At 46.5% G+C, this 17948-nt stretch carries 17 protein-coding genes; 12 read left to right on the forward strand and 5 right to left on the reverse strand.

Features of this window, described 5'->3' with window-relative positions:
- Positions 1-84 precede the first annotated feature (84 nt).
- From ACE3K2_RS16195 to msrA, 4 genes are all read left to right on the forward strand, one after another.
- A complete protein-coding gene (locus tag ACE3K2_RS16195) occupies positions 85-1548 on the forward strand; it encodes an RtcB family protein (RefSeq protein ID WP_421892133.1) in 1464 nt (487 codons plus the stop codon).
- Positions 1548-2852, forward strand: coding sequence for an ATP-binding protein (locus ACE3K2_RS16200; protein WP_421892136.1), 1305 nt, complete (start codon positions 1548-1550; stop codon positions 2850-2852). Before ACE3K2_RS16195 ends, ACE3K2_RS16200 begins: the two co-directional genes overlap by 1 nt.
- A 309-nt stretch (positions 2853-3161) precedes the next feature.
- Complete coding sequence (locus tag ACE3K2_RS16205; RefSeq protein WP_062835823.1) at positions 3162-3419, forward strand: GlsB/YeaQ/YmgE family stress response membrane protein; 258 nt, start codon at positions 3162-3164, stop codon at positions 3417-3419.
- 378 nt (positions 3420-3797) lie between these two features.
- Positions 3798-4313 carry a peptide-methionine (S)-S-oxide reductase MsrA gene (gene msrA / locus ACE3K2_RS16210; RefSeq protein WP_421892139.1) on the forward strand — a complete coding sequence of 172 codons (516 nt, stop codon included), beginning with the start codon at positions 3798-3800 and terminating at the stop codon, positions 4311-4313.
- 89 nt (positions 4314-4402) lie between these two features.
- Here msrA and ACE3K2_RS16215 read toward each other — a convergent pair whose 3' ends face one another.
- Both ACE3K2_RS16215 and ACE3K2_RS16220 read right to left on the reverse strand, forming a co-directional pair.
- Positions 4403-5284 carry a putative RNA methyltransferase gene (locus ACE3K2_RS16215; RefSeq protein ID WP_421892142.1) on the reverse strand — a complete coding sequence of 294 codons (882 nt, stop codon included), beginning with the start codon at positions 5282-5284 and terminating at the stop codon, positions 4403-4405.
- Between the two features lie 284 nt (positions 5285-5568).
- Positions 5569-6840, reverse strand: coding sequence for a hypothetical protein (locus ACE3K2_RS16220; protein WP_421892145.1), 1272 nt, complete (start codon positions 6838-6840; stop codon positions 5569-5571).
- Positions 6841-7102: 262 nt separating this feature from the next.
- Here ACE3K2_RS16220 and ACE3K2_RS16225 point away from each other — a divergent pair, with 262 nt between their 5' ends.
- From ACE3K2_RS16225 to ACE3K2_RS16235, 3 genes are all read left to right on the forward strand, one after another.
- The gene (locus ACE3K2_RS16225) at positions 7103-7699 is read left to right on the forward strand and encodes a restriction endonuclease (protein ID WP_421892148.1); all 597 of its coding nucleotides are present in this window, start codon (positions 7103-7105) and stop codon (positions 7697-7699) included.
- 121 nt (positions 7700-7820) lie between these two features.
- A complete protein-coding gene (locus tag ACE3K2_RS16230; protein ID WP_421892151.1) occupies positions 7821-8039 on the forward strand; it encodes a hypothetical protein in 219 nt (72 codons plus the stop codon).
- 58 nt (positions 8040-8097) lie between these two features.
- On the forward strand, positions 8098-9348 hold the full coding sequence (locus ACE3K2_RS16235) for a DNA glycosylase AlkZ-like family protein (RefSeq protein WP_421892154.1): 1251 nt from the start codon (positions 8098-8100) through the stop codon (positions 9346-9348).
- 188 nt (positions 9349-9536) lie between these two features.
- Here ACE3K2_RS16235 and fabV read toward each other — a convergent pair whose 3' ends face one another.
- The gene (gene fabV / locus ACE3K2_RS16240) at positions 9537-10730 is read right to left on the reverse strand and encodes an enoyl-ACP reductase FabV (RefSeq protein ID WP_421892157.1); all 1194 of its coding nucleotides are present in this window, start codon (positions 10728-10730) and stop codon (positions 9537-9539) included.
- Positions 10731-10933: 203 nt separating this feature from the next.
- Between fabV and ACE3K2_RS16245 the strand changes: the two genes are divergently transcribed.
- From ACE3K2_RS16245 to ACE3K2_RS16260, 4 genes are all read left to right on the forward strand, one after another.
- Positions 10934-12214, forward strand: a complete 1281-nt coding sequence (locus ACE3K2_RS16245) for an XRE family transcriptional regulator (protein WP_421892159.1) — start codon at positions 10934-10936, stop codon at positions 12212-12214.
- Between the two features lie 201 nt (positions 12215-12415).
- Positions 12416-12820 (forward strand): VOC family protein, encoded by a 405-nt coding sequence (locus ACE3K2_RS16250; protein ID WP_421892960.1) that lies wholly within the window; start codon positions 12416-12418, stop codon positions 12818-12820.
- Between the two features lie 326 nt (positions 12821-13146).
- Positions 13147-13566: a hypothetical protein gene (locus ACE3K2_RS16255; RefSeq protein WP_421892162.1), complete on the forward strand. Its 420-nt coding sequence runs from the start codon at positions 13147-13149 to the stop codon at positions 13564-13566.
- 125 nt (positions 13567-13691) lie between these two features.
- Entirely contained in the window at positions 13692-14486 is a 795-nt protein-coding gene (locus tag ACE3K2_RS16260; protein ID WP_421892165.1) for a hypothetical protein, read from the forward strand.
- 103 nt (positions 14487-14589) lie between these two features.
- On the opposite strand, the gene ACE3K2_RS16265 is transcribed toward ACE3K2_RS16260, so the two are convergent.
- On the reverse strand, positions 14590-15405 hold the full coding sequence (locus tag ACE3K2_RS16265) for a class I SAM-dependent methyltransferase (RefSeq protein WP_421892167.1): 816 nt from the start codon (positions 15403-15405) through the stop codon (positions 14590-14592).
- Positions 15406-15478: 73 nt separating this feature from the next.
- Positions 15479-16420 carry a helix-turn-helix transcriptional regulator gene (locus tag ACE3K2_RS16270; RefSeq protein ID WP_421892171.1) on the reverse strand — a complete coding sequence of 314 codons (942 nt, stop codon included), beginning with the start codon at positions 16418-16420 and terminating at the stop codon, positions 15479-15481.
- Between the two features lie 88 nt (positions 16421-16508).
- Here ACE3K2_RS16270 and ACE3K2_RS16275 point away from each other — a divergent pair, with 88 nt between their 5' ends.
- On the forward strand, positions 16509-17942 hold the full coding sequence (locus tag ACE3K2_RS16275; RefSeq protein WP_421892174.1) for a glycoside hydrolase family 1 protein: 1434 nt from the start codon (positions 16509-16511) through the stop codon (positions 17940-17942).
- Positions 17943-17948 lie beyond the last annotated feature (6 nt).

The raw sequence follows: 17948 nt of genomic DNA on the forward strand, positions 1-17948 counted from the left end.
AGCCTATGGCTTTTTTTAATTTATTTTACAGATGAATCAGCAAACCGAATTTGCTGAACGTACAGGAAGGAATAATACACTTTTATGAATACAGAATTTAATTTATTTACCAATCAAAATGAAATCACAGGTGGCTACCGCCATGAAGTGAAATTGCCTGCAGGGAACCTGACCGTATATGCAGCACAACAACTCTTTTCCTCGCTCGATTACAAGGTATTCGAGATGGCGAACAATAATCTGCAGATTCCTGGAATCTCTTATATGAGTTACACACCAGACGTACACGTCGGTGTAGGTACATGCATTGGAACGACAGCCGTGTGGGATGCGCAGAGCGGATACGTATCGCCCTCCATCGTGGGAAGTGACATAGGCTGTGGCATGCGAGTGCATATGACGAACTTGCACAAAGACGAATTGAAGGATATCAAGCTTCGCCGCAAACTCGTCAAAGCCATCGAGAAAGTATTGCCGATGGAGGCGAACCAGCGCGGTCATTACTCGGATATAAGACTGGAGCATATTGTTCGTAAAGGGTTGCATGGTCTACCCAAAAAGTATATACCGGACAGCTATACACCGAAAAAATCAACCTCGATGACGCATGTGGAAAGCAGCAAGTTCAGTTACGATGAGGATGTGTTAAACCACGTTCCTGATATGACGTGGCATCGTTCGCACCGACAGCTGGGAACACTGGGTGGCGGGAATCATTTTGCCGAGATCCAGGCGATTGAGATCGCTGAAGAGAATCGTGAAATTGCTGAAGCTTGGGGATTGTATGATGGACAGGTGGTGGTCATGATTCATTCCGGCTCTCGTGCATGGGGCGGTTATGTAAGTCAAACGAGTTCGTCAGCGATCGCCAAAGTCATGCAGCGGCTTAACCTGGGAACATCCGATCCCAGACTGGTATTTGCTCCCCTGGAGCATGCGGAAGGTCGTCATTATGTGAACATGATGTATTCTGCATTAAATTATGCGGTTGTCAATCGGCATCTGATTGCGTATGCTATTCGCGAAGCATTCCGGGATGTGTTTGGTTCCAAATGTGAATTCCGTACGTTATACGATTTGATGCACAACTATGCATGGGAGGAATCTCACGCAGATCAAGGTTCCGTTTTTGTACATCGTAAAGGGGCGACACGTGCGTTGCCGGCAGGTCACCCGGACAATCCCAAGCCTTATCTGGCAACAGGCCATCCGGCGCTTATTCCGGGGTCCATGGGAACGGCTTCATATCTCATGGTAGGTCAGCCACAGGGGGCAGATAATTATCATTCAATATGTCATGGTGCGGGTCGCATTCGTTCACGGACGGCAACGAAACGATTGGTTTCCGTAGAGGATTTTGCTTCGGCACTGGGTGTAGGTACGGAAGATGAGATCGTGGTTAACCAACGCTCACTTGAATCCATTATTGATGAATCACCTCAGGCTTATAAAAATGTAGATGAAATTATAGACAGTGTTACCGGCGCAGGCCTGGCTCAAGTTGTAGCCAAATGCAAACCGCTTGCAGCGGTAAAGGGAGCGAAATAATGACAGTAAACCAAAAACAAACAGATCCAACCCAGGCGATCTATACCTATGACGAACAACATGATACCCGAATTCGAGTGGAAGGGTACGCTATCTATTCAAGACTGATCCGTGGAATCAGTGAGGCACTCCATCAACGCTATGGCATTGAATACAAGCTGTATGCCAGTTCTGACCCGAACAATGAATACTGGGAATTACTCCGGGAAGACTTGCAGAATGGCAGTGCTGAAGTGGAATTGGTAGCCCGCATATTCGAGGATTTGGAGCTTCAGACGCTACATTACGACGATGATGGCGATGTGCCCACTTATGGTGTGCATTACTCCATCCGCAACAACGTATTTGCCTATCCCAAATGGGGCGTAGCACTTGTGCGAGTTCCATTTTTCCGAGAGAACGGGATATACAGTGAAGACTTTGTCTTTGCCGTTGGTGATGAAGAGATGAAGCAATTTCTGGGAAGTGTCCGGGAACGGGAACGTCAGCAAAATATGAAAAAGGTGACGGTGTATACCGATGCCCGCAATGGCAGTGATCGTCATGTGGAATCTATTACTCGCTCCGTAGGAAGAGAGGATGTTGTTCTCTCGGCACAGATCAAGCAGGATATTTTCCGCTCGCTGGATCAGTTCTTTGAAGCTGATCGTTCCTTCTACAGAGATTATGATATCCCGTACAAACGGGGCATTCTATTGTATGGGCATCCGGGGAATGGCAAGACCACGTTGGTGAAATCCATTGCGGGAAGTATCCCCGGACCGGCTGCGTATTGGCAGATCACGGAATATACCAACAGTGAATCGGTGCGTGAAGTATTCGAGGCTGCCAAACGGTTGGCACCGATGGTACTGATCATTGAGGACATCGATTCGATGCCGGATGAAGTCCGTTCCTTTTTCCTGAATACACTGGATGGAGCTACGTCGAAAGAAGGCATTTTCCTGATCGGGACAACGAATTACCCGGAGAAAATAGATCCTGGCCTAATGAACCGTGCTGGACGGTTTGACCGGGCTTACGAAATTCCGTTGCCAGATGAGGCGCTGCGCCTGCAATATTTGCGTCAACGGGGCTTCACCGTATTCGCGGGTGAAGAGGGCACAATAGAAGCAGCTCGTCTGACCGATACGTTTTCTCTTGCACAGCTGGGTGAATTGTATGTGAGCGCTGCGCTGGAATGGCATCAGAATGGACAGACGGACATTGTAAAAGTCATTCAGTCGATGCGTGGCGAGCTGGACAAGAGCCATAAACATACTTGGCTGGCGCAGCCAGGTAAGGGCCGTGCAGGCTTTTATTGATCAGACTTAACCCATCAATCTTATAATATGACGCAATTATATAAATAATCCTGCCTCAATTGGTGATACTAACCTTGTCTGCTCTAACATACAATGACTTTCGGGAGGTACATAACGCAGCCCTGAGCTGGTGAGATGCCGGAAAGTAACGCGATCTGTTTCCATACCTGACTAAGGCTTGTCTAGCAGAGAGAGATGCATGGGGACAAACGGTAATATGCAAAAATTTTTATGCCAATTGTTTAAATGCTTCTGTAGCGGTTAATAGTAGACAGACAACAACAAAAACTTTAATTAGAGGTGAATGATATGGGTTGGTTATGGTCATTAATTATCGGTGGTATCATTGGATGGTTGGCAGGTTTGATCGTTGGTCGTGACATCCCGGGTGGTGTTATTGGTAACATCATTGCTGGTTTCATCGGTGGATGGTTAGGTGGAGTAATCTTGGGCGATATGGGTCCTGAGATGGGCGGATTCCACATTGTACCTGCATTGATTGGTGCGATCGTTCTTGTAGCCATCGTAAGCTTGATCTTCCGTTCGATGGGACGTAGTCGCGGGTAACCAGTTCAAGATAAGATAACTTCTTGAATAAGTTGTCAGCCAAAATGAATTACCAATGAAGAGGTTGATTGAGAGCCATAACGATGGCTTTCAATCAACCTCTTGTTGTTTTAGAATATAGGAAGATAAGCGTATCAGCTATCTATATAAATTGAACTAACATTTACACGAGAACGTAGAGGACAGAAATAACCTGAAGAAGCGGAGTTAAAAGCTTTCTGAAAGAAAGCTACTTCGTAAGCATAAACTTCGCCTTTATCACCAGATTTCCCCTTGTAAAGCCAAATAAAAAATCTGGGGATAACAGCGATCGGAAGGTTGCTCTGTCATCGGAGTGGCAAGTGTAAAAGGTAGTTTAGATAAGAGGGGATGAACGGAATGGAAAAAGCTACATTTGCCGGCGGATGTTTCTGGTGTATGGTTACACCGTTTGAAGAACAACCGGGCATTCATGGCATTATATCGGGTTATACTGGCGGTCACGTCGAAAATCCAACTTATGAGCAGGTCAAAACCGGGGAGACCGGTCATGTCGAAGTGGTTGAAATTACATTTGATCCGGATGTATTCCCTTATGAACGACTGTTGGAGCTGTACTGGCCTCAGATTGATCCGACGGATGACGGCGGACAGTTCCAGGATCGGGGGACACAGTACCGTACGGCGATCTTTGTGCATCATGAACGTCAACGTGAGCTTGCTGAACAGTCCAAACAGGAACTTGCAGCCAGCGGACGATTCAGTCAACCGATTGTAACGGAAATTCGTGATGCAGCTGTATTCTATCCGGCTGAAGACTATCACCAGGATTACCACAAGAAAAATGAGAAACATTATAAGGAAGACCGTGCGTTATCCGGACGGGACGAATTTATAGACGAGAATTGGAAATAATGCATCAGATCACATGAAAATCCGGGGAAGTTCCAGTTGGAACTTCCCCGGATTTTTGGCTGTATGGCGGCTGAAATCAGCCATAGCGGTTACCTGATTGTTCCCACCAGTATTTCTACGTCAATGGTAATCTTCGACAAGGAAGCCTGGATGCTCACCAGGGATGATTCCAACCGATGCCAGGAAAGTGGTGTCATATGAACTAGTGACTCCAGCATGTTTTCGGTGACGGGCAGCGTGTAGGTCAGCGGAATGCTGGCGATGAGATGATGATGTTTGCGAAATCGGCCCAACGTAAGTTCCCGGCTGTCTGCTCGATCAGGTCGATTAAGGAACAGCATCTCTCTCAGTTCAATTAAATATCGTTCACGGGGGATGACTTTGATGATCCATCCCCCATCCTTCAGAATTCGTCCAAACTCTTCATAGTTGGAAGGCGAAAATATATTCAGGATGATGTCCAGCTGACCTGCTGCAAACGGACTGCATGCCAGATCGCCGACAAACCAAATTTGCTGGTTGTAGGCAGAGGAGGCCATGGCAATGCCTTCTTTGGCAATGTCGATGCCCCAACCAACGGCTGGAATATGCTGCGTAATCTGCTGCAAAAATGTTCCCTCTCCTGTACCTGCATCCAGAATATGCACGGGATAGCTGATGTCAATGGAATAACGTGCGATCCACCTTCTTAGTACTTCGGTCAAAGGAGCATAAATACCGGTTTCCGATAAGATATTCCTTTTGGCTGTAAATAAACGTTTGTCATAGTTGCCCTTGAAAAAACGTGTCATGAAATTGATATAGCCTTGTCTTGCAGTATCAAAGCTATGCCTGGACATACATTGAATGCTCCCTGAGTTAATGGTTGCCATAGGGCTGTGACAGATGGGACAGTTCAACATATGGATGTATGGATTAATAAGCGCAGCGCTACGTTCTCTGCGAAGGATTGACATGAAATAACACCCCATTCATTCAGATTTGGATAACTGAAGAAAAGGGCACAACAAATAAACCTCTGCACGAAATTCAAAAAAAGAGGTTTATGGCTATGCCCCAAGTTATCTGTATCGAATGAACTGAATAATCATGGGAAGGTTAAGCTCCTTCTGCCTATCAAGATTAGGGTAAAGCAAGAGAACGTTACTAGTATAACAGGATGAGAAGAAATGACAAGTAAGGGGAGCCAGGCGAATTTGAAATAAAAGAGCGCCCTGTAAACCGTTTAGGCGGTCATACAGAAGCGCTCCGTTCATTATTTTGCAGCAGAAGCCTTTAATACATACTTGGACAATGTCTCATCGTTCAGGGAATAGATGACATCATCTACATAGGTAGAGACACCTTCTAATGAAGGAACTGAGGGACTGATCGTATAAATATGCACGTTTTCCAGCGTCTTCGGATCAAGAATGTATCCTGTTTTGGCAAAATCAAGCTGGTACTGACCATCCTGTGTCTGGTCGATATGCATCAATGCAGGCTGTGTGTCCTTGAACGTACGCTCGGTCACTTTACCTTTCATCGTGTACAATTCCAGCTTTTGCCCTGTAAGGACCGTATAACCGTTGCCAGCCGTCTGGATGTAGGCATCACCCGCAATGGCACGTCCCCATGCAAGCTTGCCATCGACGCCAAATCCCATCAGTCGGTTACCGGTGTTTTCGAAATTGGCACGCATAATAATGGAACCATCGTCCAGAATGGCCAGTGATTCACCGCCGCCATCTCCGAGTGTATTTGCATTGGCAGGGAATTGGTAGAAGGACAGGCGATTCAACGTACGATCGTAGATCTCCACTTTGGGATTCGCAGCTTGCTGCCAGAAGTTGCCTACCTTGGTTTGTTTGCTGGCATCCACTACAATTCGACCATGATCAGCCTTGAGCACGTTGCCGTTAATGGTCTTTTCGGTAATCAATTTGCCCTTTTTGTCATATAACGAGATGGCTGAGCGAACGGAACCATTTGATTGCACGCCCTGACTTGAAGCAACCATCAGCGTATCGTTATCCAATAGGGATATGCTTGCAGGTGAATTCACCGTTTTGACCCAGTTGGTCTTGCCGGATGTATTGAATGAGTACAATTTTTTGGTTTTGTCCGAATATTCCATATACACATAAGCTGTACCGTTGCTGGCATATACCGAATCGGAGTAGGTGGTATAAGGACCGCTTTTCTCATGGAATATCGTATTCCACTTCAATTGTCCAGTTGTGGCATCGAATGCTTGGAGAGAGTCCAGTTGCCAGTCCAGTGTTGTTTTGCTGCTGGTTTTTGTTACGGGCTGGGAGGCATGTACATATACAAGATTTTTGGATGGTACGGCATGGATTGCCTTGATCAGGACATCTTTTTCCGTATTGGCCTCAGATAACATCAGGGAAGAAGACGTCCACGCCGGTTTGGGCATGGATTCGGTTGAGGCAGCAGCGTAACCTGTTGTATTCATGGTGAAGAGGAGCATGCCGCTAAAAATGAGGGCAGCCCATGTTTTGGACTTGTGTTTGGTCAATGTATGCAAGTGATAAACCACCTTTCTTCTTCGGTTCAAAAAGGAACCGATTGTTGAATTTTACCATTGATGTCATATTGAATTCAACCGAACGCACTGTAACCTTTTATCATTGATTTGTCGAGATATCCATGTTTGGCGAAGTGGAAGGGTTACAGGGAATTCATCTTCTTTCGATGAAGGTGGAAGTCTGATATATTTAGTGCGGTGATAAGCCATATCTGCGTAAAACGTTGGATAGAACATGGGGAATAGAACAAGGAGAAGAGCTATGAACTGGAATGAAAATGTGACCCTATGGGTCATTGGAATTATCGTCATATTACTACTGTTGGCCTGGATTATTCGGCGTGTTATCGGGCGCGGGCAGCGGATCCGAAGGGAAGCCAATCCTCGGAAGATTACAATAAAGGACATCGACAAGATGGAGGATGGTTCGGAATTTGAATTATATCTCTATCATCTATTCGAAGAGCTTGGGTACGATGAAGTTCATAAAACGACGAGCAGCCGGGATTTCGGGGCCGATCTGGTGTTTGTCGATAGACTCGGCAGACGAAGTGTTGTGCAAGCGAAGCGATATGGCGCAAACCATCCCGTAGGGTTAAGTGCCGTGCAGGAAATCTATACGTCCATGCGTTATTATGAAGCCGACCGGTCGATTGTATTAACGTCAGCCCGATACACCGAAGCTTGCCGCACGCTTGCAGCAGTCAATGGAGTGAAGTTGCTGGACCGGGAAGACCTGATGGAATTAATCCTGTTATTCAAAGCGAGAAGAGTGGAAGAAGCACTGGAACTCATCGAAGAAGATGATCATGAGCCCATCGAGACGTGGCAGTCCCGGCGAAAGCGGCAATCCCGCTAAGATCTTAGTTAGAAGCCCTTTTTGATTGTGTACATGCCCATTCCAGTAGGAAGCACCTTCACTTGTGTAGCTGCACATGATATATTGAGTGTATATCAACCAAAGGAGTGTGTGATCCATTATGGCACGTACACAAACACAAAAAGCATTACGCAAAGCAGAGCGGTCAGGTCAATGGTGCTCGGAACAGAGCCGAAGAGTTAACGGAGATTATGGTGCGTTATCCCAGCATGTACGGCTCATGCCTACAAAGCAGGAAAAATTGCAAAAGGTCAAACACAAGAAGCAGATCATCCAGGATGGTAGTGCTTCTTTTTATTTTGTCCATAAGGCCGGGTAGCTGGATAAGTAAGACGATTGAATTCTGTACACTATAATGAAGGGAAGAACCTATACATATGACAACAGCGCTGCATATGAATAAAAAAATCGTTCGGCGTTTTTTGCTGCAAACGCAAGCTTTACTGGAACGTTGGCCGGCAGTTTCCTTACCTTCGCCTTCGGGACCCGACCAAGTTTTGAGTTTGATTCGCTCCCTCGGCTGCGTGCAGATCGATCCTGTGGCTGCTGTAACCGGAAACCAGCATTTGGTGCTGGGTGCTCGTGACCCGGGTTATACGGCTGACAGCCTGAATGCGCTGCTCAGTGATCACAAGGTGTTTGAATATTTTGCCAATGCTGCTTGTGTCATTCCGATCGAGGATTATGCTCTCTTTGAACCTGTGCGTGCCCGGTTACGGGAGCGTCTGGCTCCGTCCTTGCAAGGTCTGGAGAAAACAGTGCAGCATGTGTTACAGCGTTTGCAGGAAGAAGGACCTTTACCTTCAAGAGCCTTTCGTGCTGTTGAACGGGTAAGTGGTTATTGGGACAGTGCAGATGTGCCAAAGACAAAGGATACCACACTTGCTCTGAATTTACTGTTAGACTCCGCTGTGATTCGAGTGGTGGCGAGGCAGGGGAATGAACGTTATTTCCATATGACCGAATCCGGATTGCAGCAACAGGGACTTCCGAAAGAAGATATGGATGTGTTGGCCCAGAGACAGGCTCTGCTGGATAAATACATTCATGCGTATCGTGTCGTAGATGCCCGTGATCCCCGTCTGGGTTGGCTAAAATCTACAGCGGCTGAACGACGCGCCGATATTGCTGCCCGTGTGTCAGATGGGCGAATGATCCCGCTTAAGGTGGAGGACGTGGTGACGCCTTATTATATACGTGCTGAAGATGAGGATTTGCTGCTGCACATGGAAAGGGAAGAGCCACACTATGATCCATCAGGCCCGGTCCGTTTCCTGCCGCCACTGGACAACCTGTTATGGAGAAGAGAACGGATTGTCGATTTATTCGATTTTCATTATAAATGGGAGATTTATACGCCAGAAGTGAAAAGAACCTATGGTTATTATGCCATGCCGATTCTTCATGGTGATCGGTTGATCGGACGTATGGACCCGCGACTTGATCGCAAAACGGGAGTACTTACCGTACGTTTGTTATCCATGGAAGAGACTGCTCCACCTGTGGAGGAATGGATTACGGATTTTCGGGAGGGACTTCAATTCTTTGCGACCATGCATGGAGCGCGTTCTATCTCTATTGAGAAGACGGTACCGAAAGAACTGAAAAAGCAGCTTAAATCGATTTGAGTAGCGGATATACAAAAGAGTGTATGGATACGAAAATCGGAATTGTTAAGGGGAAAAGGATCTAAAAAGGACAAAAAAAGGAGGAGCTGACAGGAGCCCTCCTTCTTCATTGATTTTATAATCAGATCTTTAACATGACATCTGAAGTGCTAATGAAAACCTAGGTTCACGTTCACGCCAAAACTTCTTTAGTTTATCAGATGGAGCATTTCAACGTTTGGATCAACGTCTGCTTCATAATCCACGCCATCGGTCTCAAAACCAAACAGTTGGAAGAATTCGCGACGGTAACCTTCCAGATCGGACAGATCGTAGATATTCTCTGTGGTCAACTCATTCCAGAGTTTCGCCACTTCTTCCTGAACATCAGCTCTCATCTCCCAATCGTCAATGCGAATGCGACCTTCCGCATCGGTTGGAACTTCTCCACCCGCATACAGGCGATCAGCAAACAGACGGTGCAATTGCTCGATGCATCCCTCATGCAAGCCTTTTTCTTTCATGACTTTGTATAATGCTGAGATGTACAGCGGCACTACTGGAATCGCGGAGCTGGATTGAGTCACCAGCGCTTTGGCTACAGTTACGTAAGCACGTCCACCTTTGGCACTCAGACGATCATTCAGCTTGTGTGCAGTCGCTTCCAGATGATTCTTGGCCTGACCGATGGAACCATCACGATAAATGGCATGGGTAAGTTCAGGTCCGATGTAGGAGAAAGCAATCGTTGTTGCATCATCTGCAAGCACGCCGCCTTGTTGCAGGGCATCCATCCACAGTTCCCAATCGTCTCCACCCATCACGGTTACCGTCTGACGAATTTCTTCTTCAGTTGCCGGCTCCAGCGTAACAGAGCTGATCTCGCCTGTGTGGAAGTTTACCGTTTTGTTCGTGTAAGATTGCCCAATAGGCTTCAACACAGAATTGTAAACTTCGCCCGTGTTTGGATCAATACGTCGTGCGGACGCAACGCTGTACACAACCAGATCCACTTGACCGAGTTCACTGCGAATCAGTTCAACGGCTTTGTCCCGTGTTTCGTTTGCGAATGCATCACCTGTGATGCTGTACGATTTGAGGCCTGCTTCTTCAGCGGCTTTCTCGAATGCAGCGGAGTTGTACCAGCCTGCTGAAGCTGTACGTTTTTCTGTGGAACTGCTCGGACGGTATATGCCGATTGTATTCGCTCCTGCTCCAAAAGCAGAGACAACACGTGACGCCAGACCGTATCCGGTGGAAGCACCAATCACGAGTACATTACGCGGGCCTTTTAACTCCGGTTGTGATTTTACATAATCAATCTGTTCCTGCACTTGCGCAGCGCAACCTACAGGGTGGGAAGTGGTACAAATAAAACCACGTGTTCTTGGTTTAATAATCATTTATTTGCATCCTTTCATATTCAGCTCATGTTTCAGCATTTCGATCAAATGCTCGTATACATACCTCCTTATTGTAAAACAATTACCTCGGAAACGGAAACCGTTTCGTTTGATTTTGCCGGAAGAATGGCGTTATATCATCAATTTTGCGATGATGTGAATAGAATGTACTCGCTTGTTACGATAGAAAGGACAGGGATATCATGCTGAAGGAACGTATTGAACTGCTAAGCAAAAGGAAACAAATCTCCCGTAAAGACCTTGTGGAAGGTCTGGTCACGCAGGCCCACTTTGCCAATATCCTGGCGGATCGTTATCCGCTTCCTGAGGACTTGGCAGAAGCGATCGCCGAGCGTCTTGGGGTATCCTCTTCCTATATTCTAATGGCGGCGGCTCAGGATGAGGAAACACTCGAACGGGCAGAGGCCATCTTCGAACAAATGTCGGTTCCAGCGTCGGCGATATCCGAAGATATGGTGCATGCGCTGTCAGATCGGGATGACACACTGACTGTTGAGCTGACAACGGCCTTGATGAAGGCGGTATATTATCAGCAATTAAACGATGCAACGGCACATGAATATATACATACGTCTTATCTTAATTTTTACCTGGAGAAGTATGGTCGCCCAGACGATATTGATCTGCCGCGCCCGTTAGTCAAGGCACTTTTATTCTATAAAATACAATATTATCGCTCCAAAATGGCCTTTGTAGATGTACTAACTCATGCAACCAGGCTCAGTGAGCTGGCGCTTCCTGGCAGTGAATTCTGGCTGTCTGTGCAAAATATCAAGATGGAAGCCTACATCCAGGTTAAACAGTATGAAGAGGCGAAACAGGTATTTGAGCTTACGATGCGTCATGTATATGATCAGCGGCTGTTCCATCGATTGTCCGGGTTATATGTGGCATATAGTGGCTATTGTTTCGCAATGGGACTGGTTCAGGAGGCACTCTCGGCATTAACCATGGCGGAGGCAAACCTCGTATATGCGGGGAACCAAGGCGATCTGGTGACCGCAATTGCCAACAATCGGATTGTCATGTTAACGATGACAGGTGAACTGGATCAGGCACAGGCGGAGATTGAACGATTTGCGTCACTGTTGCAGCAGGAACCAGAAGAAACACAGCTCGCGATGCGGCCGCTCGTCTGTATATATCAATGCGAAGTGGCTCTGGCGCGGAAGAACTGGGGCATACTTGCGCAGAGTATAGACCAACTTTTAAAATGTGCAACAACACAGGATCAACAGATGAGTGCAATTTTCTACCAGAGCCAGCTGTCTCTTGCACACGGGGATCGGGAAGTTTTCATGGAGCGGGCGCTTGCCTGTCTGCCTTATTTCGAATCCACGCAGCATGTCATGCGGCTTGAACCGTTATATGAGGGGATGGCCGTAGTATCCGAGGATCAGCGGAAATACAAGGAAGCAGCCATGTATTATCGGAAGTTGGTCTATTTGTTACGCAAAAAATAGACTGGATATATAAAAGTGATTCTGGTAATAAAAGGTGTTAATCAGAAGGAGCACAAATGTTGAATAACGCTACTGACATACCGTTGTCAGTAGCGTTATTTTATCATCAATGAAGTAAACATAAGGGAATAGAAAGCTGATTCTGGCTCAACTATTTTTTGGTGCTTGTATTATATGAAATCACAGGAAGGATGGTATTTTATGTATTTTGCTTCTGTACGCATTATTACCGACGACGTGGATCGTCTTGTCGGGTTTTATGAGAAAGTCATGGGTGTTTCGGCGGTACGCCCCGCGCCTGTCTTTGCCGAACTTGTTATGCCATCATGCACCCTGGCGATTGGCCACTCCCAGACGGTGCCACTGTTTGGCGTTGGTTCTGCAGTGCCGGCCGACAATCACACGGTCATCCTCGAGTTCCAAGTCCACGATGTCGATGCCGAATACAAGCGCTTGCAGCCGTTTGTGGACGAGTGGGTAAAGGAACCAACCACGATGCCATGGGGAAATCGTGCTGTGCTGTTCCGTGATCCTGATGGCAATCTCATTAATCTGTTCCAGCCAGTGACGGAGGAAGCGATCAAACGTTTCAGCGGTAGGGGCTGATTCTGGAAGAACAGCTCACTCAGTGTAAAGGTTGAAAAAGTGTGGATTTGGAAAACGTTTGGATTAAAATTCTACTGTTTTTGGCATGATTTTGTGCGTTGCCAACGCACTTGGTACAAAATATGTCTGCTAATCGTGAAATGAAGATCGGATTAGCAGATCCTTTTTTGCAGAATTAGTATCATTCCTTACCAAAGAAACGATCATCCGGTAATTCAATTGCCGGATTTTTCGTTTTTTTTGTATGCCGTCAGAAGGGTATTCAAGGACAAGCCGCGGTGTTTATAATTTAACTATAATCAAATAAAACAAATGAGGTGCTTACTATGATGGGATGGTTCGGTAAAAAGAACAAACCGGAAGATGCAATTGCCAAAGCGGATAAAATGATGAATAAAGGACTTACTGGCATGATGATGAAAGGTTTTGTATCCAAGGAACATCGGGAGGCGATCAACCAAAGTCTGGATTCAGCGAAACAGGCACAGTTGGCGGCGAGTGGTTCGCTTCCCTTAACGGCAACAGCAACGGTGGTGACAATCACCGATACAGGCAAACTGATCAACTTTGATCCGATTGTTGTGCTTGTATTGGATGTGACAGAGACAAACGGTAACCAGTATCAGCGAACACTGGAGACACTGGTATCCAAAATGCAGATTCCGCGCGTTGGCGATCGGGTGGGATTGGGCCAGAATCCAGCGAATCCGTCCGAACTGATCTACATGGGTCTAGTGTCCATCTAGAAGGTATATGGTTATAGGACAGTGATACTTTAGTTATATATAATTCTGATAACAACGATGAATAGATGTACTATTAGAGATTTTGATAGAGATATGAAGAGAAGGATTAGGAGAGGGTGGGACATATGGTAGGTTTCCTGAGATTGATTGGCGTATTAACGGTGTTCGGAGTGGGGTTCTCCCCATTTCTGGCACAGCAGCTGTGGAATGATCCGTTTATGATTATGCGGGCATGGTGGTATACTCCAGCGATTTTTGCCGGGTTTGCACTTATATTTGTTCCTGCGATTTTGAGCAATATTTTCGGCATAGGTCGAGTGAAGACAGGTTTACCGGCAGTGGGGGTCATTAAGAGCATACAACAGACAGGCACGTATATTAATGAACAACCAGAGGTTCGATTGGGTCTGACGGTGTCGCGGAAGGGGCGTGAGAAATACGATACGGAGATGAAAACCGTCATTCCACTGACCTCCATGGCACAGTTTCAGCCGGGCAGTTTCATTCCGTTAGTCGTCTCTGTGAAGGATGAGCGAAAAGTAGGGCTTGATTTGAAAGGGCAATTATCACAGGAGGATATGCAGCAATTGCTGGATGAAAAGATGGTACAGCAAGGGGTATCACCTGAAATGTTGGATATTGCAAGAACAGGGGAAAAAGCGATGGCCAAGATTCTTGATGTCACTCCACTTGGAAGTGGAGGCAGTAATAAGATCAAGCTTCAGCTCAAACTCAGCATAACCAAGACAAACGGTGAAACCTTCAATGTGACAACGCAAAAAGAAATTTTGTCATCTGCATTGCCACAGGTGCAGCAAGGTCATATCATTAACGTCATTTATTCAAGACAAGACCCAACAAAATTGGTGTTGGCATTGAATGTACAGGAGCGACAATTAAATGACTTATTCTCTTCATGAGGATGCAAATAAAAAGGAGTTCGTACAGGTCATGTTTATGACGTGTACGAACTCCTTTTTATAACATTTGGTATGTACAACAGATTCAAGCAATGTTCTGTGTTTAGACAATACCAAGGCGCATGCGATAAGAAAAGAGTACTTTTCTGGATTGTCCGTCAAATACACGATTAGCCAGCGCTCTGAATTCGTCAGCAGCTGTTAATAGATCATCCGCTCCAAGCTTCAACGCCGTTTGCAGTCCGCCTTGGCTTAGGGCGAGATTGACGTATCGATCGGCAGTGAATGTCTCGTGGTGATGAAACACGATTTCCCGCACATATCGGAACAGACCGGACTCCTGAATCTGCTGTAAATGACCATCTTTGCTCCATTTGTGTGCCTGGCTATCCTGGGGAGCCATACTGGTTGCTCGTTGATCTGCTTCCTGATTCAGCTTCAGATAGGCTTGTTCTAACTGCCAGTCTACCATTGGCGGCCAGTCGCAATCGTAGGCAGCAAATATACCTCCTGTGCGAAGTACACGTGCGAATTCGCGTAGTGTAAGTTGCGGCTCCATCCAGTGGAATGATTGGGAGCAGGTCAGCACATCGACACTGCCATCTGGTAATCCAAGGTCGTGAGACAAGCCGGACACAAACCGCAGGTTATCAGGCTTCCCGGCAGATTCCCACTTGGATTCTGCTACAGATCTCATGTCATCGCTGGGTTCGAAGCCGATGATGCGTTCTGCCTGATTCAGCCAGATCCACGAGGATAAGCCGGTGCCGCAGCCAACATCTGCGACCATGCGCGGTGTGCTGCCAAGATATGTCGTTAGAATATCCACCACTTCAGTGGGAGCAGCTGGTCGGTTCTGATCGTATAACGTACCAAAACCTTTGAAACGTTCCACATTGTTGCGTCTAATGTCTTGCATGGATAAACCTCCTTCGGTCAGATGGATGACGGAGAGTCAGCTGTGATCAAAAGTTGTATAGGCCTATATTATATCATTCATTGTTGGGAAGGTTGTTCATGACATGTTGTAAATGTTCAACGGCTTGGATATGGCGTCTGAGCAATTCCTGTCCAACATGTACAGGCTCGATTACGGTCAGCTCGGAACCAAACGACAGCAGGAAGGAGTAGAGCCATTCCCCTACATTCAGTTCGAGAGACACACGGAGCCTGCCATCAGGCTCTTTTTTAATGAGGGACGGTTCGAAAAAATCATACACCCGGTATGCAATATTACTGGAGAACGAGAGTGTCAGAGGAGTCAGGACAGGAGCTGCCTCTGATTCAGTGTGGGCTGACCCCACATCAACAGGGTGATTGAGTTTTCTCGTTAGAAAGGTCAATTGGGTGATCCGTTTCATCTTAAATGTCTCGAATTCTTTCCGATCAGGATCATCATGAATATAGCCTTTGAAGTACCATGTACTATTTTTGAAAATAAGCTTCTGTGGTTCCACAATCGGAATGCTTTTCTCACCATCCGAATTAACATAATGAAACGTAATGAGTTGATTTGTTAATATGGCTTGTTTCACCTGATTGAACAGTTCTCTCTCTTGCAGGGGGATGCTGCCCCATGGTGAGAAATTGAACTCGATCCAATCCAGCTTGTGATCAAACAGCGCGGTCAGCCGTTGCAGCATATGAGCACTATTCAGGTGTGGGATTGCACTGATGCTGTATAGTCCCATCAAAATTTCGTTCTGGTCTTCTTCCGACAGCAAGGACTTGTCCATGACATAGTTGTCCATGAGATGAATGCCGCCATGCTTGCCGGTCGTCGTATAGACGGGGATACCCGCAGCGCTTAGCCGATCGATATCACGGTACACCGTACGTACCGAAATTTCGAACATACGGGCGAGTTCGGGTGCAGTGGCTTTCTTTTTCTCCAATAACAAAAGCAACATTCGAAATAATCGGTTATTTTCCATGCTCTGATTATACCATGACAATAGGTGTCAGGGTATGGGTGGTACACTGGTTATATAGTCTTGTTGAGATATGAAGGAGGAACTGGTCATGACAATGAAAGAAGGATTTTACTGGGGTGGCGCAACGGCTGCCAATCAATTCGAGGGTGGATGGAACCAGGGTGGCAAGGGGCCAAGCACGTCTGACATGATGACAGGAGGAACCCACACGATTCCGCGCCGGATTACCCCTGTACTCGAAGAGGGCACGTATTATCCGAGCCATGAAGCGGTTGATTTTTACGGGCACTACAAAGAAGATATTGCCATGATGGCAGAGATGGGTTTCAAAATGTTCCGCATGTCCATCAACTGGTCCCGGATCTATCCGAACGGTTATGATCTGGAGCCAAACGAAGAGGGATTGCAGTTCTACGATAATGTCTTTGCCGAGTTGAAAAAATACAATATTGAGCCGCTTGTAACGATCTCCCATTATGAAACGCCATTTGGTCTGACACAGAAGTATAACGGCTGGGCTTCCCGTGAAGTCATCGACTGTTATATCCGCTATTGTACAACTCTCTTTAATCGATACAAGGATCAGGTCAAATACTGGCTGACATTCAACGAGATCAACTGTCTGACGATGCCGATGGGTGCTTATATGGCTGCAGGTATACTGTTTGAAGGCAAAGAGACGCTGGTTGACGGAGTGGATGATCCACAGACTCGATTCCAGGCATTACATCATCAATTTGTCGCTAGTGCCAAAGCGGTGAAGCTTGGACACGAGATCAACCCAGACTTCAAGATCGGTTGTATGGTCGCTTTCATGACCACCTATCCAAATACATGTAACCCGGACGACATGTTGCTTGCACAGAAGAAAGACCAAATCTCCAATATGATCTGCGGTGATGTTCAGGTTCGTGGTGCATATCCTGGATTCGCCAAGCGTTTCTTCGCTGAGCAAGGCATTCAGATCGAGATGCAACCGGAGGACGAACAGACCCTGCGTGAAGGCTGCGTAGACTTCTATTCCTTCAGTTATTATATGTCTCTGGTTGAGAGTGCGGACGAGTCCCTCGAGAGAGCAGAAGGTAATCTGCTGGGCGGTATCAAAAATCCATATCTCGAAGCTTCCGACTGGGGTTGGCAGATCGATCCAAAAGGACTGCGTTACACACTGAATCATCTGTATGATCGTTATCAGATTCCACTGATGGTGGTTGAGAACGGTTTGGGTGCTGTCGATGTGGTAGAGGAAGATGGCTCCATTCAGGATGACTATCGCATTGATTATCTGAAAGGTCACATTGAACAAATGAAAGAAGCGGTAGCTGACGGCGTAGATCTGATTGCCTACACCATGTGGGGATGTATCGACCTGGTTAGTGCATCCACTGGAGAGATGAAGAAGCGTTATGGCTTCATTCATGTCAACAAGGACAACGACGGTAACGGAGACTTGAGCAGAACACCGAAGAAGAGCTTCCACTGGTACAAAAAAGTGATCGAATCCAATGGTGAAGAGTTATAATATTGC

The sequence above is a fragment of the Paenibacillus sp. genome, assembly GCF_048976745.1.
Classification (GTDB): domain Bacteria; phylum Bacillota; class Bacilli; order Paenibacillales; family Paenibacillaceae; genus Paenibacillus.